Source organism: Mesobacillus sp. QJM3NY_10, assembly GCF_056173465.1.
This window is the reverse complement of record NZ_CM149675.1, coordinates 784,930-806,737: the sequence shown is the minus strand read 5'-3', so window position 1 is coordinate 806,737 and position 21,808 is coordinate 784,930. Positions and strand designations below refer to the sequence as shown.

General features: G+C 44.3%; 23 protein-coding genes. 2 read left to right on the top strand and 21 right to left on the bottom strand.

Translation table 11 applies throughout. The annotated features are described in order from the left end of the window. Positions 1-214: 214 nt before the first annotated feature. From AC0VX7_RS04035 to AC0VX7_RS04010, 6 genes are all read right to left on the bottom strand, one after another. A complete protein-coding gene (locus tag AC0VX7_RS04035; RefSeq protein WP_475426789.1) occupies positions 215-1,204 on the bottom strand; it encodes an ABC transporter ATP-binding protein in 990 nt (329 codons plus the stop codon). Beyond that, positions 1,161-2,195: an ABC transporter ATP-binding protein gene (locus AC0VX7_RS04030; RefSeq protein ID WP_475426788.1), complete on the bottom strand. Its 1,035-nt coding sequence runs from the start codon at positions 2,193-2,195 to the stop codon at positions 1,161-1,163. The genes AC0VX7_RS04035 and AC0VX7_RS04030 overlap by 44 nt, the downstream gene beginning before the upstream one ends. Further along, on the bottom strand, positions 2,192-2,848 hold the full coding sequence (locus tag AC0VX7_RS04025) for a DUF1028 domain-containing protein (protein WP_475426787.1): 657 nt from the start codon (positions 2,846-2,848) through the stop codon (positions 2,192-2,194). Before AC0VX7_RS04025 ends, AC0VX7_RS04030 begins: the two co-directional genes overlap by 4 nt. 10 nt (positions 2,849-2,858) lie before the next feature. After that, positions 2,859-3,746 (bottom strand): ABC transporter permease, encoded by an 888-nt coding sequence (locus AC0VX7_RS04020; protein WP_475426786.1) that lies wholly within the window; start codon positions 3,744-3,746, stop codon positions 2,859-2,861. Between the two features lie 2 nt (positions 3,747-3,748). Continuing rightward, complete coding sequence (gene nikB / locus AC0VX7_RS04015; protein WP_475426785.1) at positions 3,749-4,702, bottom strand: nickel ABC transporter permease; 954 nt, start codon at positions 4,700-4,702, stop codon at positions 3,749-3,751. 77 nt (positions 4,703-4,779) lie between these two features. Continuing rightward, complete coding sequence (locus AC0VX7_RS04010; protein ID WP_475426784.1) at positions 4,780-6,339, bottom strand: ABC transporter substrate-binding protein; 1,560 nt, start codon at positions 6,337-6,339, stop codon at positions 4,780-4,782. A gap of 278 nt (positions 6,340-6,617) precedes the next feature. On the opposite strand from AC0VX7_RS04010, the gene AC0VX7_RS04005 reads away from it, so the two are divergent. Continuing rightward, a complete protein-coding gene (locus tag AC0VX7_RS04005; protein ID WP_475426783.1) occupies positions 6,618-7,067 on the top strand; it encodes an Lrp/AsnC family transcriptional regulator in 450 nt (149 codons plus the stop codon). Between the two features lie 135 nt (positions 7,068-7,202). On the opposite strand, the gene AC0VX7_RS04000 is transcribed toward AC0VX7_RS04005, so the two are convergent. From AC0VX7_RS04000 to AC0VX7_RS03935, 14 genes are all read right to left on the bottom strand, one after another. After that, positions 7,203-8,801 (bottom strand): aspartate:alanine exchanger family transporter, encoded by a 1,599-nt coding sequence (locus tag AC0VX7_RS04000; protein ID WP_475426782.1) that lies wholly within the window; start codon positions 8,799-8,801, stop codon positions 7,203-7,205. A gap of 416 nt (positions 8,802-9,217) precedes the next feature. Then, positions 9,218-9,520 carry an antibiotic biosynthesis monooxygenase family protein gene (locus tag AC0VX7_RS03995; protein ID WP_475426781.1) on the bottom strand — a complete coding sequence of 101 codons (303 nt, stop codon included), beginning with the start codon at positions 9,518-9,520 and terminating at the stop codon, positions 9,218-9,220. Then, positions 9,520-10,464 carry a siderophore ABC transporter substrate-binding protein gene (locus AC0VX7_RS03990; RefSeq protein WP_475426780.1) on the bottom strand — a complete coding sequence of 315 codons (945 nt, stop codon included), beginning with the start codon at positions 10,462-10,464 and terminating at the stop codon, positions 9,520-9,522. The genes AC0VX7_RS03995 and AC0VX7_RS03990 overlap by 1 nt, the downstream gene beginning before the upstream one ends. Before the next feature lie 18 nt (positions 10,465-10,482). Further along, a complete protein-coding gene (locus AC0VX7_RS03985) occupies positions 10,483-11,244 on the bottom strand; it encodes an iron ABC transporter ATP-binding protein (RefSeq protein WP_475426779.1) in 762 nt (253 codons plus the stop codon). Continuing rightward, entirely contained in the window at positions 11,241-12,191 is a 951-nt protein-coding gene (locus tag AC0VX7_RS03980; protein WP_475426778.1) for an iron chelate uptake ABC transporter family permease subunit, read from the bottom strand. The genes AC0VX7_RS03985 and AC0VX7_RS03980 overlap by 4 nt, the downstream gene beginning before the upstream one ends. After that, complete coding sequence (locus AC0VX7_RS03975; protein WP_475426777.1) at positions 12,184-13,134, bottom strand: ABC transporter permease; 951 nt, start codon at positions 13,132-13,134, stop codon at positions 12,184-12,186. Before AC0VX7_RS03975 ends, AC0VX7_RS03980 begins: the two co-directional genes overlap by 8 nt. Before the next feature lie 398 nt (positions 13,135-13,532). Next, the gene (locus AC0VX7_RS03970) at positions 13,533-13,781 is read right to left on the bottom strand and encodes a hypothetical protein (RefSeq protein ID WP_475426776.1); all 249 of its coding nucleotides are present in this window, start codon (positions 13,779-13,781) and stop codon (positions 13,533-13,535) included. Between the two features lie 97 nt (positions 13,782-13,878). Beyond that, positions 13,879-14,937, bottom strand: a complete 1,059-nt coding sequence (locus AC0VX7_RS03965; RefSeq protein ID WP_475426775.1) for an aromatic acid exporter family protein — start codon at positions 14,935-14,937, stop codon at positions 13,879-13,881. A gap of 92 nt (positions 14,938-15,029) precedes the next feature. Continuing rightward, positions 15,030-15,719, bottom strand: a complete 690-nt coding sequence (locus AC0VX7_RS03960) for a hypothetical protein (protein WP_475426774.1) — start codon at positions 15,717-15,719, stop codon at positions 15,030-15,032. Next, positions 15,716-16,468 carry a hypothetical protein gene (locus AC0VX7_RS03955; RefSeq protein ID WP_475426773.1) on the bottom strand — a complete coding sequence of 251 codons (753 nt, stop codon included), beginning with the start codon at positions 16,466-16,468 and terminating at the stop codon, positions 15,716-15,718. The genes AC0VX7_RS03960 and AC0VX7_RS03955 overlap by 4 nt, the downstream gene beginning before the upstream one ends. Further along, entirely contained in the window at positions 16,443-17,348 is a 906-nt protein-coding gene (locus AC0VX7_RS03950) for an ABC transporter ATP-binding protein (RefSeq protein WP_475426772.1), read from the bottom strand. Before AC0VX7_RS03950 ends, AC0VX7_RS03955 begins: the two co-directional genes overlap by 26 nt. Further along, entirely contained in the window at positions 17,345-17,728 is a 384-nt protein-coding gene (locus tag AC0VX7_RS03945) for a GntR family transcriptional regulator (protein WP_475426771.1), read from the bottom strand. The genes AC0VX7_RS03950 and AC0VX7_RS03945 overlap by 4 nt, the downstream gene beginning before the upstream one ends. Positions 17,729-17,969: 241 nt before the next feature. Further along, positions 17,970-18,188 (bottom strand): hypothetical protein, encoded by a 219-nt coding sequence (locus AC0VX7_RS03940; protein WP_475426770.1) that lies wholly within the window; start codon positions 18,186-18,188, stop codon positions 17,970-17,972. Between the two features lie 68 nt (positions 18,189-18,256). Further along, positions 18,257-19,978, bottom strand: coding sequence for an ABC transporter ATP-binding protein (locus AC0VX7_RS03935; protein WP_475426769.1), 1,722 nt, complete (start codon positions 19,976-19,978; stop codon positions 18,257-18,259). A 168-nt stretch (positions 19,979-20,146) separates the two neighbouring features. Here AC0VX7_RS03935 and AC0VX7_RS03930 point away from each other — a divergent pair, with 168 nt between their 5' ends. After that, positions 20,147-20,623, top strand: coding sequence for a hypothetical protein (locus tag AC0VX7_RS03930; RefSeq protein ID WP_475426768.1), 477 nt, complete (start codon positions 20,147-20,149; stop codon positions 20,621-20,623). A gap of 72 nt (positions 20,624-20,695) precedes the next feature. Here the strand turns inward: AC0VX7_RS03930 and proC are convergent, their stop codons facing one another. Beyond that, on the bottom strand, positions 20,696-21,544 hold the full coding sequence (gene proC / locus AC0VX7_RS03925; RefSeq protein WP_475426767.1) for a pyrroline-5-carboxylate reductase: 849 nt from the start codon (positions 21,542-21,544) through the stop codon (positions 20,696-20,698). Positions 21,545-21,808: the final 264 nt, after the last annotated feature.

The following is a 21,808-nucleotide window of genomic DNA, read 5'->3' as shown; positions in this document are numbered from 1 at the left end:
TTTTACGAATATTTACGCATATCAGATTGCGGAAGCATTTTCGAAAAGAGACCCGAAACCTTTCGCAATGCGTATACGTAAATATGTTCGAAAAGCAACAATCAATGCGAAAACAGCTTTGAGTTAACTGTGTTTATTTTTCACATCGAAAGAAACGTCCTTACCAGGTTGGTAAGGACCTAGTCTTTACCAACTAGGTAAAGACCTCTCCAAGTTATGCATAATGGCAAGCGGCAAAATGGTTCTCGCTTACCTCCCGGAATGCCGGCTCTTCTGCCCTGCATCGATCGGTAGCAAGCGGACATCTTGTATGGAAACGGCAGCCGTTAGGAACATTGATTGGGCTTGGCACATCCCCTTTTAAAATAACTCTTTCCCGTTTCTTCTCTTCCTTGGTAGAAGGAATGGCAGAAAGCAAGGCCTTTGTATAAGGGTGCAGCGGATTATCATAAAGATCTTTCTTATCAGCCAGCTCCACCATTTTCCCTAAATACATGACAGCAACACGGTCGCTTACATGCTTAACAACGCTAAGGTCATGAGAAATAAACAAGTATGTCAGCTGGTGCTCCTTTTTTAAGCGCTGTAACAGGTTCAGGATCTGTGACTGGACTGATACATCCAACGCGGAGACTGCTTCATCGCAAACTATCAGCTTTGGGTTCGTGCATAGCGCACGTGCAATACTTACCCTCTGGCGCTGCCCGCCCGAAAACTCATGCGGGAAACGGTAATAATGCTGTTCCGAAAGCCCTACTTCTACTAACAGATTACAAACATAGTCATACAGCTCTTTTCGCGGAACGATTTTATGTGTTTCAACGATTTCTGACAGCATTGCTCCCACAGTCATCCTTGGATTCAGAGAACCATATGGATCCTGGAAGATGATCTGCATATCTTTACGATTATCGCGCATCTGCCGCTTGGAAACATTCGTGATATCCTTTCCGTCGTAAACGATCGTTCCTGAGCTAGGTTCATGAAGCCTGAGGATGGCCCGGCCCATTGTTGATTTGCCGCATCCCGATTCACCTACAATTCCCAGCGTTTCGCCTCTTTTCAGAGTAAAGGTGATACCATCCAATGCCTTTACCACCTGTTTCTCTCCAAAGTACCCTTGATCACCGACAGGAAAGTGTTTCTTTAAGTCCTGTACATCAAGAAGATTTTCCGACGGCAACTTCGCTAATGGCTGGCCCATTTGCCTCACCTTCCTTCCAAAAATCAGTGTATTTCCAGCAGCTGACTGTGTGCTGTGATTCGATTTGCTCAAGATCCGGGGATTGTGCCCTGCAGATTTCCTGTACATACGGGCAGCGATCGGCAAATCTGCAGCCTGCTGGCATGGCATCCGGAGATGGTACTGAGCCTTTTATGACAAAGAGCTCCTCCACATCGTCTTCAGCGTCTACATCGGGAATACACTTCATCAGCCCCTGTGTATATGGATGCATTGGGTTGTTGAAAATGGATTTCCTGTCACCATATTCGACCGCTTTCCCTGCATACATGACAAGAACTGTATCCGCCATTTCAGAAACAACCGCCAAGTCATGGGTAATCATGATAATTCCCATATCCAGGTCTCTTTGCAAATTCTTCATTAGATCAAGGATTTGCGCCTGAATTGTTACATCAAGAGCTGTCGTCGGCTCATCGGCAATCAGCAGTTCCGGATTGCAGCTCAGGGCAATCGCAATCATGACCCGCTGTCTCATTCCGCCGCTCAATTCGTGGGGATAGGCATCGATCCGTTTTTCTGGCGAAGGGATGCCTACTAGCTGAAGCATCTCAATGGCTTTCTGGCGAGCTTCCTTTTTCGTTACATTCTGGTGGAGAATAATGGTTTCGGCAATCTGCTTTCCTACCGTCTGTACTGGATTGAGCGACGTCATAGGTTCCTGGAAAATCATCGAAATCTGGTTGCCTCTAATCCTGCTCATCTGTTTCATCGACTTTTCCGTCAAGTTTTCGCCTTTTAATAGAATTTCACCTTCCACTTCCCCTGTCTTAGGAAGCAGCCCCATGACCGAAAGGGAGGTCATACTTTTTCCACAGCCTGATTCTCCAACAATACAAAGGGTTTTCCCTTTTTCCACATTAAAGGATAATCCGGCTACTATATTAGTACTCTTCTTTTTCCCGGCAAAGCTGACCTTCAGGTTCTTCACTTCCAATAATGGCTGTGTCATTTGATTGCCTCCTCCTTTCGTTTTACTAGATTAGCAGTGTAAGGAAACAGGTCTTCCTGGCACTTTTTATAGACTCGGATTAATTCTTGAACAGGGTCAGGATGTTCATCTACCCGAACATCCACAAGCGGATATTCTTCCTGGTCAACAACGTAAATAGCCGCTGACTGCCTTCCCCGTTTGTCCCCGCCGGCTTCTTGACCGCTTGCAAGAGCCGCTAAAAGTCTTTCTGGCAAACTTTCATTTTCCAATGCCTGATAGGTTTCAAACATTGCATCGATTGTTTCAGGCCCGGTCAGCATATTACCAGCGACAACGAAGTGCGCTCCGACTTTATGTCCTTGCCATGGCACCGTGTCTTTTCCTGTAAAACCTTTCGCATTTCCATTCTTATCAACGATGGCGCATTGCCTTCTCTCCCGTTCTGGGTCTGAAGCCAGCAACTGCTCCAGCACTTCAGCTGGGGAATTTCCCTCAGCTAAAAGCTTGATTCCATCAATGCCGTAAAACGGATTAACAGTAGCCTGGGTGGCGATCGCTCCAATCCCAGGTTTCACATAAGGAACAAGTGAACCGACTGCTGGCCTTGCAGTTGATACGGCCACGCCCAGCATTCCGGTTTTCTCACATCTAGCAGTTATCGAAAATGTCATTCTACTAACCTCACTTCAGTTTGGGATCCAATGCATCACGTAGCCCATCACCAAATAAGTTGATTGATAGGACAGTCAAAAAGATAAACAGGCCCGGGAATAGAGAAATCCAAGGTGCATCTCCAAGGTAGCCCTGTCCCATAGATAACATTGCTCCCCAGCTAGGTGTTGGTGGCTGAGTCCCCAGTCCAAGGTAACTTAAAGAGGCTTCCGATATGATGGCTGCCGCAATGGCCAATGTTGCCTGGACTAAAATTGGCGGCATGCAGTTCGGCAGGATATGCCTGAATATGATTTTAAGGTCACTGATTCCAGAGGCTTTTGCCGCAGTAACATATTCCCGCTCCCTCTGGCTCAGTACCTCTCCCCTTACCAGCCTGATAAAGTTAGGAGTAAAGATAATACCAATTGCAATCATGGCATTCTGTAATCCGGCCCCAAGAACCGCTGCCAGTGAAAGTGCCAATACTAACGGAGGGAATGAAAGCAATGCATCCGTAAAACGCATAACCACATATTCATCAAGAACGCCACGGTAATAACCTGAAAAAAGACCGATTGGAATTCCGATTACTAAAGCAATACCTACCGATATAATCCCAGCCTGGATCGATACTCTTGCGCCATAGATAATTCGGCTTAAAATATCGCGTCCAAGTTCATCAGTTCCTAAGAGGTTTTCGGCATTTGGGCTCTGAAGAAACTTTGCATAATCCTGTTCTGTTGGATTATTGGGCGCTACTACCGGCGCAAAAACAGCCATAAAGATAAGAAGCAATGTAAAGATACCGCCAAGAACGGCTAACTTATTTTGAAAAAATCGAGAGCTCATTTCTCTCATTCGGCGTTTCCTCGGGCTCTCAACGACTACGATTTTTTGTTCTAACTGTGCTTCCATGGTCACTGGCCCCCTGTTAGCTTAATTCTAGGATCTAGGATCGAATAAAGGACATCAATGAAGAAGTTAACAACCACTACCGCAATAGCCATAAACAAGACAGCTCCCTGTACAACCGGGAAATCCCTTGTCAAAATGGCATCAATGACTAGCCTTCCCAAGCCTGGAATCGCGAATATCGTTTCGGTGATGACAGCTCCGCCGAGAAAAGTGGCTAACTGCAGTCCACTGACGGTAACTACAGGAATAAGTGCATTTTTCAAGGCGTGGCCGATAACGACTCCTCTTTCTAAAACACCTTTTGCATATGCCGTCCGGATATAATCGGCCTCCAACACTTCAAGCATGCTTGAACGCAGCATTCTTGTGATTTCGGCACTCAATCGAATTCCTACTGCAATCGCAGGCAAAATCATTAACATCATACTCTGTTTAAAATCCTTCCATGGCTCTACATAACCTGAAGGTGCAAGCCATCCAAGCGAAATTGAAAAGACGAAAATGAGCAATATTCCTAAGAAAAATGGAGGAACCGAAACCCCTGACAATGCAAAAGTCGTTCCAAAATAGTCCCAGAAGGTTCCTTTTCTTGTCGCTGAAATAATACCAGCAGGGATGGCAATCAGCATCGCAATAATAAATGACATGATCGACAGCTGAATCGTAACCGGCAGCTTCTGAAGCAGCACTGTCAGTACGGGGGTATTATCCTTTAAAGAGTTTCCGAGGTCCCCCTGGATGACATTTGTTATCCAGTTAAAATATTGGACATAAAGAGGGTCGTTCAGGCCCATCTGCTCTCTTAATGCATGCAATGACTCCTCCGTTGCCTCTTGCCCTAAAATCATCCTTGCCGGGTCACCCGGAGTAAGATGCACTAAAGAAAAAACGATGATACTTACTAAAAATAAGATAACGACCATAAGGCCCAATCTACGAAGTAAAAACTTTACCACGCTGCTCCCTCCCTTTCTTCAGCTTTTAAAATACATCGGCTTGGGGACAAATCCCCAAGCCGAATCAAGTAGAATGCTTATTTAAATGAAACGTCGTGGAAGCGCATCATTTGATCCGAGATGTGTTTATAGCCCTGTAAGTTGTTTTTAAATGCCTTGTAATCCTTCTCATGGTAGATGAAAATAAACGGTACTTCTTCCTGTCCCAGCTCAGTTGCTTTGCTGTAAATTGCCTTACGCTCTTTTTGATCCGTTTCAACACGAGCCTGTTCTAACAGCTCGTCCATTTCCGGATTAGAATAACCGTAGTTGATTGAGCCGTCCGTGTGGAATAGCGCGTAGATGTTGCCATCTGGATCTGTTCTTCCGCTCCATCCCAAACGTACTGCATCAAATTTGAAGTTATCCATGTTATCAAGCATCGTTCCGAATTCAACGATTTCAAGCTTAACCTTGATTCCGGCTTCTGCAGCCATTGATTGGATCATTTGCGAGATTTGTTCTTCAACCGGTTTAGGAGAAAGCTGTAATGTAAATTCGAATCCATCAGGATAACCTGCTTCAGCCATGATTTTCTTGGCTTGTTCAACATTCTTTTTTGTCGGCTTAAGTTTATCGTCATATGCCCAAGTTCCAGGAGGGATGGCTCCTGCAGCTTGTACACCAGTATCGCGAAGAGCAACTTTTATAATTGCTTCACGGTCAATAACTAGGTCTAATGCCTGGCGAAGTGCTTTATTATTGAATGGTTCACTCTTATGATTCAAATATAGACCCTGAAAGCCGAGTGCCCCTGTTTCAGATAATGTAAGGTTTGAATCATTCTTCAACTTCTCGACATCCTTCGGTGGTACCTTGCTTATGATGTCAACACTGCCTGAAGTAAGGTTAGTCAGCCTGACATTTTCATCTGAATATGGACGATAAACGATTTTTTCAAACTTTGGTGCACCGTCCCAATAGTCTGCATTTTTCTCTACCTCGATTTTGTCTTGCTTAACTCGGGAAACAAATTTGAAAGGACCTGTACCAACAGGAGAGTTGGCAAAATCTTTGCCTTTCTCTTTTACTGCTGTAGGTGAAACCATCATACCTGCACGGTCAGACAACGCTGCAAGGAATGGACTGTATGGTTCGGAAAGGACAACCTTCAATGTTGTTTCATCAACCACTTCAATTTTTTCGATTGATGATAATTCAGATGCACGAGGCGAGCCTGCATTTGGATCCATCATGCGCTCAAAATTGAATTTAACTGCTTCTGCATTAAACGGAGTTCCATCATGGAATGTAACTCCCTTTTGTAAAGTGAATGTATATGTTTTTCCATCTTCTGAAATATCCCATTTTTCCGCTAGCATAGGAACAAAGTTAAGTTCTTCATCCACGTCAACCAACTTGTCATAGATACTATGGAATACTTGACGGTCAACTGCTGCTGTAGAGAAATGAGGATCCAGCTGTGGCGGGTCATCATCGAGACCGACTACTAATTCTGTTTTGTCCGTTTTTGCAGGAGCACCCGCAGTCGTTGCTTCCCCCCCTTCTGAACTGGAAGAATTACTATTGTTACAACCAGTCAGAAATAAAAGAACACTCATAAATATTGCTGCGAACACTTTAACTTTCTTACTCATTTTTGCTTGTCCCCCTTTTTGTAAAACAGCTTCCCTAACATAAGTACGCTAAAGGTAACATAAGACTACTTTATGAAAGCGTTTCACTGAATTTAATATCATTTCGAATTTCGTATTATTATAATACAGGTATTTTAAAAAATCTATATAATATTCAGAAAATATTAAAATATTTTTATTAATATAATTTTCTGCGTTTTTTTCCAGTTTCCGTTGAAAATGTTATCAATTGTAAGCTAAGATGAATTTACAAACGATTTCAAAAGAGTGGTGTTTAAATGGTAATCGATGAAACGGATCGAATGATACTTCAACTATTATCCGAAAATGGGAGAATGTCTTATGTGGACATTGGCAAACAGTTGAATCTATCAAGAGTATCAATACGGGAAAGAGTCAATCAATTAATCGAAGATGGTGTGATCGAGAAGTTTTCTGTTGTCATCAATTCGGAAAAAGTAGGGAAATCTGTTTCTGCATTTTTCGAAGTAGATTGCGAGCCTTCCTCGCTCGTGAGGGTTGCCGAGACACTTGCGAATAATCCAAGTGTGGCCAGCTGCTACCAGATGACAGGTCCAAGTACATTACATATGCATGTTCTAGTAGAGGATTTTATAAGGTTGGAAAATTTCATCAATGAGGAACTCTACAGCTTGGAGGGTATCACCAGGGTAGAAAGCCATATTCTGCTTAGAAGATTCAAGAGCCGTACCGGCTTGAAATTGTAAATTCAAAAAAGACACGGACATATTGTCAGTGTCTTTTTGCTTTTACAATAAAGGGATTGCTCGTCTGAACTAGTCTTGGCTGAGGAAGTTCCTGAACCGATATAATTTAAAATTCAGAAGTCGATTTTTACGATTTTATAAAAAGAAAACCAAAATCTGTGATGCCACCGCAACTGATATTAGCGCAAATGGGTACGCGGCTGCGTAGGCGATCGCGGGATCTTCGGAATCCATCAACTGGTTGGTGGCTCCAAGTCCAGGTGTACTTGTCATCCCGCCGCAGAGTGCGCCTAATGAGTGAATGATGCTGAGTCGGAAAAGCTTTCTTGCAATGAAAAAGCCGGCTACGACTGGCAGAATTGTAATGATCGCACCGCCGATGACAAGGTTGAAGCCTTCCTGCTGGATGACCTGCACGATTCCTTTTCCGGCTGTAGTACCCGCTCCGGCAAGGAATAAGACCAATCCGATATCTCGGATGACCTGGTTCGACGGCTGGTAATAGCGCGCATGAATCGGACCGAGTTTTCCAAAGTGACCGATGATTAGAGCGATGAACAACGGTCCGCCGGCGACGCCGAATGTTATCGTGCCGAGCTTCGGAAAATGAAACGGAATCATACCGGCCAGCACACCTAGCAGCAACACTAAGCTCAGAGACAAGATATGGATATTGGTAACTGTCAGTTTCTTTCTGCTAAACAGCTTTTCTACATCATCCAGACGGTCTTCACTGCTCACAAGCGTCAGGACGTCGCCACGTTCAAGGCGCCATTTGGAGCTCTGGTTGAATTCAAAGCCACCCCGTTCGATTCTGGTAACTGTTACACCGTATGTGCGCCTTAATTCAAGCTCCTTGATTGTCTTCCCAATCAATTCCAGGGCATCGACAGTGACCTTGCGAAGCTCCACATTGTCTTGATTCTTGAAATTGGACTCGACTTCCCTGCCGATATCCTCACACAGTCTCTTCAAGTCACTCGGTAGACCGACAGCAACAAGCCTGTCCCCCACCAGGATTACCGTATCATTCAGGGCAATGATATTCCTGTCCCCGCGGATGACGCGGCTGATGACGACCGTATTATATTTATTGAACTCCAGCTCTTTTAACGTTCTTTTATTAATAGAAGAATCCGTGACCTCGATTGTCATAACTTCAGGCGACTCATCATTGCGCACAGGTCCCGATTTCTTTTTCAAGTCCTCCGCCAAATCCACTTTGAGTACGCGAGGCAAGAGCTGCACGAACAGCACAACCGCCAGCACTCCGAATGGATAGGCAATACCATAGCCGACAGACGCGAGTGGGTCGCCTGTTGCCTGAAGTGCAGCTGCTAATCCTGGTGTACTTGTCAGCGCCCCCGTCATAATCCCGATGCTTAATGCCGGTGACAGGTTAAACAGCTTGGATACGACAATCGTTGTAACCGATGCGACCAGGACAATCAATAAACTGATGATGCCAAAGACAATCCCGCTCGTTTTCATCATACGGAAAAAGCGCGGTCCGGCAGACAAGCCGACGGCCACAATAAATAAGCCGAGACCCAGCTGCTGGATGACCGGCGACACCTGATAGCCGAAATGTCCGAACACCATTGCCGCCAGCAAGACACCAGACGTACCGAGGCTAAGTCCCCGTATTTTAATTTCCCCCAGCGCCGAGCCAAGAAATAAGATGACAAATAGTAAAATTAACGGTTCATCAAGCAAACCAATTATGCCGTCCACAGATGATTCCTCCAAATGAGTGCGTTTGTGAAAATCTATACAATTTAGAATATCACGATGCCTACACTATTCATAACCAGACAGTGACGAAATTAGTACAAAAACAACACCTGGCTGTTGAAAACGGTTTCTTCTATAAAAAAACAATACTTTTAATGCGTTTTCCTCAAAGAAGGGAGTTGTAAACGGCCTTATTGGCTCTCAAACAGTAGGACTAGTTTTAAATCACTATTTTTCAGCGGAGAAATCACGTTGCTCTACTTTCGCATAGCTGAAATATAAATTTATATAGCGACTTTTCCTTTTTTATAGCGACTTAATCTTTTTTATAGCGACTTTTCTCTTTTTATAGCGAATTGGTTAAAAACGCGCTTTTTTACCAATTGAAAAGAGACCCATCGCTGAGTCTCTTCTAATTAAATCACTTCATAAACATCCTGGGAGGATTCTAAAATATGATCTGGTTTAGGCTGGCCGATTTTGGCTTTATGACCGGCGATATGGTCGGGATGCTTCTCCCAGTTCTTCCAGTCCTGCTGTGATTTCCAGCTGATCATGACCATGACTTCTTCATCGCCACGGCGGCTCTTTTTAACGAGAACCTGTTTATCTAGAAATCCCGGCTGCTGCTCGATTAGCATGCCTTTTTTCGAAAAGCGTTCAATCACCTGGCTGGAATGTCCTTCTTTTACTAGTATTCGCTTAATTTGATAGAACATTATAATGCCGACCTCAATTCATCGATCATGGACTGCATTGACTGCAGGCCGCCGCCGCTCAAGTACCAGTTTGTACCGTCAAGGTAGATGACTTTACCGTTTTTGAAGGCATCCGTCTTTTTCACAAGTTCATTTTCGATTGTTTCCTTTGCGCCGACTTCGCCACCTACAGCTGCGGTACGGTCAATGACAAACAGGATTCCAGGATTCTTCTCAAGGACATATTCGAACGTGATGCTCTGGCCGTGAGTGGATGCTTCGATATTTTCATCTGCCGCCTTGAAGCCGAATACATCGTGTAGGAAACCATAACGGGATCCGGCACCATAAGCGCTGACTTTGCCTTCATTCGCCAGCACAAGCAATGCTTTCTCTTCTGCAGCTGAAGCCTCTTTATTGATTTCATCTATGCTCTTATTGACTTCCGCTAATTTTTCCGTCACAACTTCTTCTTTTTCAAAAATATCACCAATCAGTTTCATGTTCTTTTCAAAGGATTCCATGTACTTTGTATAGTCCATGCCAACGAAAACAGTTGGCGCGATTTCCGCGAACTGGTCGTACAATTCAGCCTGTCTTGCAGAAATGAAAATGACATCTGGCTTCATTGCGTGGATGGCTTCAAAATCAGGTTCTTTCAAGCTTCCCACATTCGTATATTCCTTGCCAGCGTATTTCTCAAGGTATTCAGGAACGATTGCCTGTGGAACGCCTGTAACCTCAACACCTAGCTCATCAAGGGTATCAAGCACACCGAAATCGAAAACGACTACTTTTTCTGGATTCTTTTTGACAGTTGCTTCTCCATACTCATGCTTGATGGTCATTTCCTTCGCTTCATCTTTTCCTGAAGCTGCAGTTGTTTTTGTTTTTTCCTCGGAACCACATGCTGCCAATGCAAATAACATCGCTAAAACAAGTGCTAATAAACTAAGTTTTTTCATAGTTAAACTCCCCTTTTACTAAGAATTAAAATAAACGCAGATCCGGCAATTATTCATTTCCTGGATTGGAATATCCATATCGTAAATTTCTTTTAGAGCATCAGATTGGATGATTTCCCTAGTTGGGCCATCCTTGACAACTTTTCCATCCTTTAACGCAACGATGCGGTCCGAATAGACGGATGCAAAATTGATGTCATGCAGGACGATGACGACGGTTTTACCAAGGTCATCGACAAGCTGGCGAAGTATTTTCATGATCTGGACGGAATGCTTCATATCCAGATTGTTCAACGGTTCATCAAGCAAGATGTACTCAGTATCCTGGGCAATGACCATTGCGATGAACGCACGTTGCTTCTGGCCGCCTGACAGCTCGTCGAGATAACTGTCCTGCATTTCGGTAAGGTGCATGTACTCGATCGCCTGGTCGACGAACCGTTCATCCTCCTCAGTCAGCCTCCCTTTCGAATAAGGGAACCTTCCGAATGAAACCAGCTCGCGGATCGTCAGACGGACATTCATGTAATTTGACTGCTTCAAGATTGAGACGACCTTGGAAAATTCATTCGACTTCATCTTCCGGACATCATTCTGGTCTATGAGAACTTCTCCGGAGTCAGCATCGAGCAGCCGGCTGACCATTGAAAGCAGCGTCGACTTTCCGGCACCATTGGGCCCGATGAACGAGGTGATTTGCCCGCGTTGGATATTGACCGTCACATCCTCGACGACACTCTTTTTTCCGTAAAATTTGGACAGTGAACGAACTGATATCATGTTGATCGACTCTCCTTCAGCAGTAAGTAGATGAAATATACGCCACCGACGAAATTGATGATGACACTAAGCGTGGTGGAGAATGTGAAGACTCTTTCCACGATCCATTGGCCGCCAACAAGAGAAATCACGCTGATTAAAATCGCTCCACTGATCAGGACGCTGTGCTTGTAAGTTTTGAAAGCTTGATAGGATAGATTTGCTACAATCAAGCCTAAAAAAGTTAGCGGTCCTACCAGAGCGGTGGAAATCGAAATGAATACGGCAACGAGCACCAGCATTTTTTTTACAATAGAATCATAGGAAACCCCAAGGTTAATCGCATTTTCCCTGCCCAGCGACAGCACATCGAGATAATTTGTGAACCTCCAGGCATAAATGATCAGCAGGACAATCAGGCCGATCGCCAGCCATACCAGGTCGGTGTTGATATTGTTGAAGCTAGCAAACATCCTGTCCTGGACAACCTGGAATTCGTTCGGATCGATCAGCACCTGCAAGAATGTCGTAATGCTCGAGAAAAAGGTTCCGACAATGATTCCCACTAGCAGCAAAAAGTAGATTGGTTGATTCCCTTTTTTAAAAAGAAGCCGGTAAAGCAGCAAGGCGAACACAACCATGATGGCCACTGTTAAAATGAAGTTCAACTGTTTATTGACGACTGTCACATGACCAGAGCCGAGGAAGAAAATCAGTACTGTCTGCAGCAGCATGTAAAGCGAATCAAGTCCGATTATGCTCGGTGTCAGGATGCGGTTGTGGCTGATTGTCTGGAAAACGACGGTTGAATAGGCGATTGCCACTCCGGTGATGATCATTGCCGCCACCTTCATCGCCCGCTTCGGCAGGGCATAATCAAAGCTGCCATTCAGGTCATGGAATAAATACAGCATGCTCGCACCAATGGCGAGCAATGCCAGGAGGAGTAGTTTAACTGAGTTACGCATATGCCTTCCTCCTAAACAACAGGTACAAGAAAATTCCGCTGCCGATGACGCCGACCATCAGGGAGATGGAAATCTCATAAGGATAGATCAGCACGCGGCCCAGGATGTCCGTTACCAGGAGAAAATTCGCTCCCAGTAAAGCCGTATGCGGCAATGTTTTTTGCAAATGGTCACCTTTGAAAATCGAGACGATATTCGGGATAATCAGCCCGAGGAACGGAATCATTCCGACCGTAAGCACGACTGTGGCCGTAATCAGAGCGACAAGGATCAATCCAATGTTGACGACCCGTTTGTAGGCGAGCCCCAGGTTCTTCGAAAAATCTTCTCCCATTCCCGCCACCGTGAAGCGATTGGCGAATAAATAGGCAATCACGAGGATGGGAATGCTTATGTACAACAGCTCATAGCGCCCCTTCATGATCATCGAAAAATCACCCTGCAGCCACGCGGACATGTTCTGGATGACATCTGCTTTGTAAGCAAAGAATGTCGATATGGATGATAGGATATTACCCAGCATCATCCCGACAAGCGGAATGAAAATCGCATCCTTGAACTTGATCCGGTCAAGGATTTGCATAAACAAAAACGTTCCCGCCAGTGCGAACACAAATGCAATCAGCATTTTCTCAATCGTGGACGCGTTTGCAAAAAACAGCATCGAAATGAGAATGCCCAATCTCGTAGCATCAAGCGTGCCCGCCGTTGTCGGCGACACGAACTTATTTCGGCTCAGTTGTTGCATGATCAGCCCGGCGATGCTCATCCCTGCCCCGGCGAGCAGGATGGCAATCAGCCGCGGCACCCTGCTGATCAGGAAAATTTCCGTCTCTTCCGATTGAAAATCAAGCAGTTCCAGAGGTGTGATTCTGCTTACTCCTACAAAGAGAGAAAGCATTGAAAGTATGAACAAAGATGTAATCAAGTAACGCTTTTTCATGGCCATGCTCCTAATTTATCGATAGATAATGATAATCATTATCAGTTAACCTATTTAAATATTAAATCTTCTTTATAACAAAAGTCAATGATTAATTGAGAATTTTTTCAATTAGATTGGAAGTTGATGGGATATTGTCGTGGAATTATCAAAATCACAGGTGGGTTATCCAGCAGATGTATTGGTGTCGTAGATTTTTAGGTAAGGAATGCCTGATCACACCGCCACTGGGCAAAAGCGTGTTAAGTTGATCAGGGTGCTGACAGCTTTTCGGGCTTTTCCTCCAAACCTGTCTGAAGTTAGCCTGTGTTCTGACAACTTTTCTATCATTTACTCCAAACCTGTCAGAAGTTGGCTGATCTTCTGACAGCTTTTCTATCTTTTCCCCCAAACCTGTCTTAAGTTGGCTGATCTTCTGACAGCTTTTCTGGTTTCTCATCCAAACCTGTCTTAAGTTGGACGATCTTCTGACAGCTTTTCTGCCTTTTCCCCCAAACCTGTCTGAAGTTGGACGATCTTCTGACAGCTTTTCTGCCTTTTCCCCCAAACCTGTCTGAAGTTGGCTGATCTTCTGACAGCTTTTCTGCCTTTTCCCCCAAACCTGTCTGATGTTGGCCGATCTTCTGACAGCTTTTCTGGCTTTTCACCCAAACCTGTCTTAAGTTGGCCGATCTTCTGACAGCTTTTCCAGCTCTTCCGCGAAACTTGTCCCAAGTTTTATCTGCAAACGAAAAAAAGCCCCTATTAGGAGCTTATATCCAATGACTTTTCCAACAGCTTTTGATGCCTGATTTCAAATTTGTGGATGTGGTTCAATTCTTCAAGCAGGTCGTGAATCGAGACCAGTTCGTAATAGATGATGGTTTCTTCGGAGAACCGGTGGGAGTAAGCTTCCCGCCCATCTACCTCATGCCTCAATAAATCCAGCAGTTCTTTTACAATAACATCGTGAGATTCATCCATCGCAAAATCGGGATGGTGGAACGCGGACTTGATCGATTTTACCATGTCTTCGACTATCTGTGCTTTTTCCTCAGGCAGGTGCATCGAGGGGAGCGAAACGAGATTTCCGACATGATAATGGACCTGTCTCAAAATCGTCAGCTTCTTAAATTCATAATGGATGTTCCGCATATTCTTCCGGTCGAATTGGTGCAGCTTCCATTCTTTCTTTTGGTGCTTGCATAGTGTTTCAATAGCTTCCATGTCTTTCAGGATTCTTTGAAAATCTGACCTTGTTTCCCGGTGCAAAGGCTGATGTCTTGTGATTTCCGTTCCCCTGCCTTCTATCAGGTCCCCTGTCTCTACAATCAATTGCTGGATTTTTGCTTTGATTGATTTTGAATAATCAGGACGGATGACGAGCAGGTTTACCAGGGTCGACACCGTTAGCCCGGTTAAAGTCGTTCCGAGACGGATGAAAAAGTTGGACAAATAGTGATCCTGGACAGTCGAAATCATCGCCACCCCCGTCAGGACCGCTACCAGCGCCCCGTCCTGGAGGTGCAGCCTATGGCAGGCAATGATGGTTGCGACGGCAACAAGCATATAGGTTAGCGGGCTGTCTCCAAACGCAAAGTTGAAGACAACGGAAAAAGCAGCTCCAATCGCCGATGCAGGAAATCGTACATATGCTTTTTTTATCGAATCAGCCGCGGTCGGTTCAATCGTCACAATCGCTGTGATCACGGCGAACATCGGCGGCCAGCCTAACAGCTCACAAATCAAAGCCGTGATGAAGACAGCAATCCCCGTTTTAAGAACCCTTCCTCCGACAAAATTAAATTTTTTAAGTATAGCCATTTTGCATTCCTCATTTAAAAATACTCTTACTATCATTATACCGTATGGGAACCAGATACGAAAAAGAGCCCCTAATAATAGGGACTCCTGAATTAGTTGATCACATATCCGTCTCCGGTGACCTCAGTATCAGCTGGGACAGTTACATAGATGAATTCCATTCCTTGCATCATTCCATATCCGCCGTTGAACTGCTCTCCTTCTTCGGAAAACTGCGTAAATGGAAATGCGTTCTTGTACTTAACAAGCTTGATATTCACATGTTCAGGAGGATAGATTTTCAGAGTAGAATCACTTAGTTCTACCTCTGGTGATTTAAAGCGGTCGGTTATATCAATATTGTCCATATAGGAATAAGTTGAATAATGGGTCACTTCTACTTTCCCCTCAAGAGAATCCACCTTCTCAATGAAAATCATAACATTCTGTCCCATAAACTTTATGTCCAGAAGCTGATCATTGAGAGGAAAATCCCATGATTTTTTTTGGGTAAGTCCTTCCGCTTCTTCAATCCTTCCAGATTCGACTACAGAATAAATATCGTTATTCAATCTATCGTTTTCTTCAATTTCTTTATCAGTCAGGTACTCAGCTTCTAATGCATCTTCAACAGGCACCATGAATGATAGAATCCCCGCCACCAGCAGGATAATGATGTATCCAGCAAAAACCTTTGTGATGCCGCTTCCGCTCATGAACCTAGCACCGAAGAATCTATTTGAAAAACTCCCGAAACTGACCATCAGCAGGATGATAAAGAATAATAGAAAGATTATACTCATTTCCTCACCTCCAGGCTGTTCGAAATCCAGGCCGCTATTCCGTAAGCAAGCGCGGATGTGAGCAGCACCTTTAACATAAACAGCAGAAAAGATGTTTCTAACACAAAAATTTGCCCGATATCAATCACAAGGGTAGACTCGCTTGCCAGGAACACATTTAAAAACAAACTTCCGAAAAGGAGCGCAGGAAGGATGATAATGAAAGCCTTGTTCCTCTGTACCAGCATTCCAACCAGGTAGCCAAGCGCTGTGAACAGGAACAGATAAAGAATCGTAGCAGCCAGGCCTTCTGCCATTTGCAGCATTGTTATTGGCTGGCTTTCGATGAATTCCCGGTCTTTCTGGAACAGAATCGCCAGCTTCAATGATTGGCTTGCGAGCACGAATGTAGCTCCACCGATGACACTTGCCCATCCAAGGAACAGGATATTCGATAAATGACTGCTCAGCCTGTTGGCCACAAACGAGTAATCATCAAAACGATAAGCCTGGGTGGTGACGACGATTGCTGAGATGAAAGCCCAGATCATCATAAAAGCGAGGATGATATTGCCAGAATAATAGTTCATATCATAGCTGAAAGTTTCCGATCCTCCGCCTCCGCCTCCTTCTCCGCCAAGCGAAAAAAGAATCCCGATAATCTGCAGCATCATCAGCGACGTGAACATCCCACGGTAAGATTTCATTTTAAAACGAAACTGCTTTTTCACAACATCCCAAAGGCTAACCTTTGTTAAATACATCATCAATCCCGCCTTTCTCCTGGCTCGTCAGGTACAGACATAGGTCCTCGTTCGAAATCGTCGAGAATTCCAGGTTGTTCTTCATCGCTGAAGCAATCTGGTCATCGGATAAATCATTACGGATTACCGCATATAACCTTCCGAATTCGGTAGTACTTTTATGAAACACCTCATGGCCTCGGAGCCAGTTCTTAATCGCTTCTTCTTTTCCGCTGACAACCACAGCATACTCGCGAAGTTCTTCAATCGGCATATGCAAAAATTGCTTTCCATCCTTTAGTAGCAGTATGTCTTCAAGGATATCCTCTACCTCGTTCAAGTGATGGCTTGAGATGATGATCGTCCGGGGATTCGCGATGTAGTCCTTCAAGAGAGCACGGTAAAAATCCTTCCTGACTCCCGCATCCATTCCGTTTGTTGGTTCATCGAATATAGTCAGCGGACAGCGGGCCGCGAGTCCGATAATTGCGTTGAATGTATTCTTCATCCCTTTTGATAATCCGTCATGATTCTGCTTTGGATTCAGACCGAAATAATCAAACAGGTTACGCGCAAGCTTCATATCCCAGTTGTGATAAAAATCGGCTGCTGATTCCAGCAGTTCCTCGAGATCTAATGCGGCTGGCAAATTCATGTCATTATCAATCATGATCATGTTGGCAGACACCGTTAGATTATTGAATGGATTCTCTCCAAACACTCTAACCTCACCTGAACTCTCGCGCATGAAACCTGCAGCGATTTTCAGCATCGTCGTCTTCCCTGCTCCATTCCTGCCAATCAGACCGGTGATCTTATTTTCACCGAGGGAAAACGAAAGGTTATCCAAAGCTTTTTTCTTCCCATATGTTTTTGTTACACATTCGAACTCCAGCACACTCATCATGAATCCCCCTTCATATCCCGTTTGGCTTCCTGGATCATCTCGATCAATTCCTCTTCCGTCACCTGGAGGTGCTCCGCCTCCCGCACCAACTCAGCCACCAATGACTTCAATGTCTGGTTCCTCCGTTTCGCCATGATAATTTTCCTCGCATCCTCAGCTACGAACATCCCGAGACCGCGCTTTTTATAAACAATGTTTTCATCTGCCAAAATATTCAACCCTTTTGCCGCTGTCGCTGGATTGATATTCAGCATTTCCGCAAGCTGATATTGTGAATAAACCTTCTCATCCTTCTTGATACTCTCGCTGAGAATCTCCGTTTCCAGCCACTCGGCGATTTGGACGTAAATCGGTTTCATGCTATCTGAATTAAGAATCAACCCCGCACCTCCTCTAACAGGTTACATAGTGCATTACTGTTGTAATGTACTATACATCATATTATGCTAGATAACAAGGGAAATTTACCACTTTTTAGAAAAAATTTGGAGGTTTAAAAAAAATCGATTAATTGAATGAAGCAGGATTCTAGCGGGAGAAGATGCGGTTTGTGCGAATTTATTGTAAGTGGCAAGAATTCACCATATAAAAAACCCCCTCGATTCCACGAGAGGGCACATCCTATAACACTTTTGTTTTTTCAAGAGGACTTTCCAGCTTCATAAGTTCAAGTTTCATTTTTTCCGTTTCAAGCAGGTAGTTTTCATGTTTCAATCTTTCAAGCTCAATTTCGTCTTTAATCATGTTGTGTTTGATTTTGGCTACTCTTTGATAATGGCTGGTTACGATGGCGACAAGCGGAATCGAGAATACCATTATGACCGTAATCGTTCCTGTCATGGAACTTCACTCCAAATCTATCATGATTTTACTTATATCATAGCAAAAACAGGAAAAATAAACCAACCCTAAACAGAAGTTTCAAACTGGACTTTATGCAGGTTCGCGAAGATTCCGCCCTGTTCAATCAGCTCATCATGGCTGCCTTCTTCAGCAATTCCGTCCTCTGTCACGACGACAATCCTATCCGCGCTTCTGATTGTTGCCAGCCTGTGTGCGATGACTAGCGTTGTCCGGTTCTTGGATAATTCTCCGAGAGCTTTTTGGATGATTCTTTCTGTCTCGGTATCTAGTGCGGAGGTCGCTTCATCAAGAATCAGGATCGGCGGATTCTTCAGGAACATACGCGCAATCGCAATCCGCTGCTTCTGTCCTCCCGACAGCTTCAGTCCGCGTTCCCCGATCTGCGTTTCATAGCCATCCGGCAGGGCAGCGATGAAATCTTCCAAATGCGCTTGTTTAGCGGCTCTGACGATATCCTCATGTGTTGCCCCGAGTGAACCGTAGGCAATATTCTCACGCAGCGTTCCTGTAAAAAGAAATACATCCTGCTGGACAATCCCGATTTGCGAGCGCAACGATTTCTTCGTCATCTCGCGGATATCGATGCCATCGATCGTGATACTGCCGCTATTCACATCATAAAAGCGAGGAATCAATGAACAAATCGTCGTTTTCCCTGCACCAGAAGGTCCGACGAACGCGACCGTTTCCCCATGACGAATTTTCAAATCGATTCCTTCCAAGACAGGTTTGTTTTCATCATAGCTGAATGTAACATCCTTGAATTGAATATCCCCTTTCAAAGCAGGAACCTCAATCGCATCTTCCCGGTCCTCGACATCAGGACTCTGGTCCATCAGCTCGGTAAACCGTTTGAAACCTGCCATCCCTTTCGGATATAACTCAAGTATTGCACTGATTTTATCAATCGGCTTGAAAAGTACGTTCACATAGAGGACGAATCCGACCAGTTCTCCATAACTCAGAGTTCCGCTAAAGCTTAGCCACGCCCCATACACCAGGACTACAAGGATAATCAGCCTTGTCAGCATATAGATGCCAGATGAACTGAAGGACATCACCTTATAGGCAGTCAATTTAGCACGACGGAACTTGCGGTTATTCTTTGTGAATCTCTCAATCTCAAAATCTTCATTTGTAAAAGACTGGACAACCCGGACTCCGGACACGCTGTCCTCAACCCTGGCATTCACATCGGCAATATCTGTGTACATATTTTTCCATGCCGCGTTCATCTTCAGGTTTGAATAGGTAATCAGCCAGATCAGAAACGGCACGATGATCATCGTCGTCAATGCGAGGTTGACGTTGATCGTCAGCATGATCCAGAACGCGCCGACAAAGGTCATCACCGCGATGAATAAATCCTCCGGTCCATGGTGCGCCAGCTCTCCCAGATCGAAAAGGTCATTGGTGATCCGGCTCATGATATGTCCCGTTTTCGTATTATCGAAAAAGCGGAACGATTGCTTCTGCACATGCTGGAACAGCTGCTGCCTCATGTCCGTCTCAATATTGATCCCCAGCTTATGGCCCCAGTAATTGACGATGAATTGAAGCAATGTGCTAATGATATACAACAGCAGCAAACCGATGCTTACACTGACAATCATGTTCCAATTCCCGCCAGGCAATAACGAATCAATAAACCATTGCACAGCGAGCGGAAAAGCTAGCTCCAACAAAGCAACAATTACCGCACTGCTGAAGTCAATGATGAATAACCGCCGATGAGGGCGGTAATAAGTAAAGAATCTCCGTATCATTTTCCTATCTCCTTTAATATCTTCAAGTGATTATATGCCAAGGAGTGTCACTATTTCAATAATTTTGAAAAAATAAACACAGAGGATATTTCTTCAATACACGGTTATTTTTACTAAATATTGGACAGTTTATAGAAGAATCGAACTGCGGTTGAGGTGAATACATAATTGATTTCAAGAAAACATTTCCTGTTTAATGTAATAATCATTGCCGTTCCATGGCTGTCTTTATTGTTCATCGGCAAAAGAAGCTTTAAGCGGTTCTCTTTTGCTGGTATTTTTATTATTGTTTTTGAGATTGTTAACCATTTGTATGGTCACAAACGGAGATGGTGGAAGTTTTATAATAAACGAAAGTCTTTCCTGAGGGATGAACTTCCATTTAGCATCGGACCATATATGCCGCTTTCAATGTGGCTGCTCAAGTACTCGTTTGGGAATTTCAAAAAGTTCATTACGCTAAATGCGGTTGCTGACGCGATTTTTGCTTTCTTTTTCATTGATGTACTCAAAAAGCTAAAAATCATCAGGCTGAACAATTTGAGCCACCTTCAGTTCTTTTTCTACCTGCACTACAAAGCTTACTTACTGTATGGGGTACAATACCTGTTTGAGAAAATGCGGGGCTATAGATTGTACATGTAAGGTCAAAACCGCAATGTAAAACGGCCATATGCAAAAAACGCTCCGGGCTACAATGCCCGGAGCGTTCGTTTTTTATGAAGGAACAAGGACTCCTTCAAGTTCTCGATTAATTTCTTTTGAGCGGTTTGCCGCATGGTTGACTGCCTGGGAGATTGCCGTACCGCCGTTGTACTTTCTCAACGCGTTCAAACCAGATGCTGTCGTTCCATTTGGAGAGGTCACATTTTTCCTGAGGACCTCTGGTGTTTCGTCTTTTTCGATGATCATTTTAGCTGCACCAAGGATTGTCTGGGCAATGATTTCACGGGCCATTTTTTCGTCCATGCCGTTTTCCCTGCCGACACGCTCCATATGCTCCATCAAGTAGTAAAAATAAGCAGGGCCGCTTCCGGCAAGGCCTGTGAAGATATCCATCTGCTCCTCTTCAATCAGGAACACTTTGCCCATGCTGCTTAAAAGATCTTTTACATCCTCGATGTTTTCATCCGTTGTGTGTACTCCTGGAGAAATGGCAGTGGCTGATTCCTGGATCATGCTTGATGTGTTCGGCATGACTCGGACAACCTGCTGGCCATCTTTAAGGTTATCTTCCATAAAACCTGTTGAAATACCTGCCAGAACGGACACGACCACCTGACCAGGCACTAATTTATCCTTCAAAGCCGCAAGTGCTCCCGCTGCTCCTTTTGGCTTCATCGCTAAAATAAACATATCGATATCTTCATAAGGCAGTTCAGCCTGGGGCATCGCATTGATTCCATATCTGGATTCCAATCGCTCCAGTTTCGCTGCATTGCTCTTGTTCGTAACATAAACATTTTCCGCACGCATTTTACCTGACTTTACTACACCTGAAATCATTGCTTCCGCCATGGATCCGGCACCTAAAAAAGCTACTTTTTTATGTTTTAACAACCGCATTCACCTCATAAAAGTTTATTTCCGTTCACATTTTATCAACGTTACCTATAGTAACATCCTCAGAATGAGATTCAAGGATATGAAGCCAATTCGGGAGCATACTGGCGAGATAGTGAATGAAAGCGGAAACATTTGGACTTAGTCGCGTATTTTGTACGGATAAACGGCTTAAATCCTCATTCATGCTAAAATATGGAGAGATATAAGGATTCAAAATTTTAATAACCATCTTGAATTTTACGTGTCGCTTCGTAATCTCTAGGT

Coding starts and splice junctions, on each gene's coding strand:
- AC0VX7_RS03995 (WP_475426781.1), bottom strand. CDS start 9,520: ATGTTCTATCAAATTAAGCGAATACTAGTAAAAGAAGGACATTCCAGC.
- AC0VX7_RS03985 (WP_475426779.1), bottom strand. CDS start 11,244: ATGATATCAGTTCGTTCACTGTCCAAATTTTACGGAAAAAAGAGTGTC.
- AC0VX7_RS04030 (WP_475426788.1), bottom strand. CDS start 2,195: ATGACACAGCCATTATTGGAAGTGAAGAACCTGAAGGTCAGCTTTGCC.
- AC0VX7_RS04020 (WP_475426786.1), bottom strand. CDS start 3,746: ATGGAAGCACAGTTAGAACAAAAAATCGTAGTCGTTGAGAGCCCGAGG.
- AC0VX7_RS03990 (WP_475426780.1), bottom strand. CDS start 10,464: ATGAAAAAACTTAGTTTATTAGCACTTGTTTTAGCGATGTTATTTGCA.
- AC0VX7_RS04025 (WP_475426787.1), bottom strand. CDS start 2,848: ATGACATTTTCGATAACTGCTAGATGTGAGAAAACCGGAATGCTGGGC.
- AC0VX7_RS04035 (WP_475426789.1), bottom strand. CDS start 1,204: ATGGGCCAGCCATTAGCGAAGTTGCCGTCGGAAAATCTTCTTGATGTA.
- AC0VX7_RS03935 (WP_475426769.1), bottom strand. CDS start 19,978: ATGATACGGAGATTCTTTACTTATTACCGCCCTCATCGGCGGTTATTC.
- AC0VX7_RS04005 (WP_475426783.1), top strand. CDS start 6,618: ATGGTAATCGATGAAACGGATCGAATGATACTTCAACTATTATCCGAA.
- AC0VX7_RS03965 (WP_475426775.1), bottom strand. CDS start 14,937: ATGGCTATACTTAAAAAATTTAATTTTGTCGGAGGAAGGGTTCTTAAA.
- AC0VX7_RS04010 (WP_475426784.1), bottom strand. CDS start 6,339: ATGAGTAAGAAAGTTAAAGTGTTCGCAGCAATATTTATGAGTGTTCTT.
- AC0VX7_RS03980 (WP_475426778.1), bottom strand. CDS start 12,191: ATGCGTAACTCAGTTAAACTACTCCTCCTGGCATTGCTCGCCATTGGT.
- AC0VX7_RS03940 (WP_475426770.1), bottom strand. CDS start 18,188: ATGACAGGAACGATTACGGTCATAATGGTATTCTCGATTCCGCTTGTC.
- proC (WP_475426767.1), bottom strand. CDS start 21,544: ATGCGGTTGTTAAAACATAAAAAAGTAGCTTTTTTAGGTGCCGGATCC.
- AC0VX7_RS03950 (WP_475426772.1), bottom strand. CDS start 17,348: ATGATGAGTGTGCTGGAGTTCGAATGTGTAACAAAAACATATGGGAAG.
- AC0VX7_RS03975 (WP_475426777.1), bottom strand. CDS start 13,134: ATGAAAAAGCGTTACTTGATTACATCTTTGTTCATACTTTCAATGCTT.
- AC0VX7_RS03960 (WP_475426774.1), bottom strand. CDS start 15,719: ATGAGTATAATCTTTCTATTATTCTTTATCATCCTGCTGATGGTCAGT.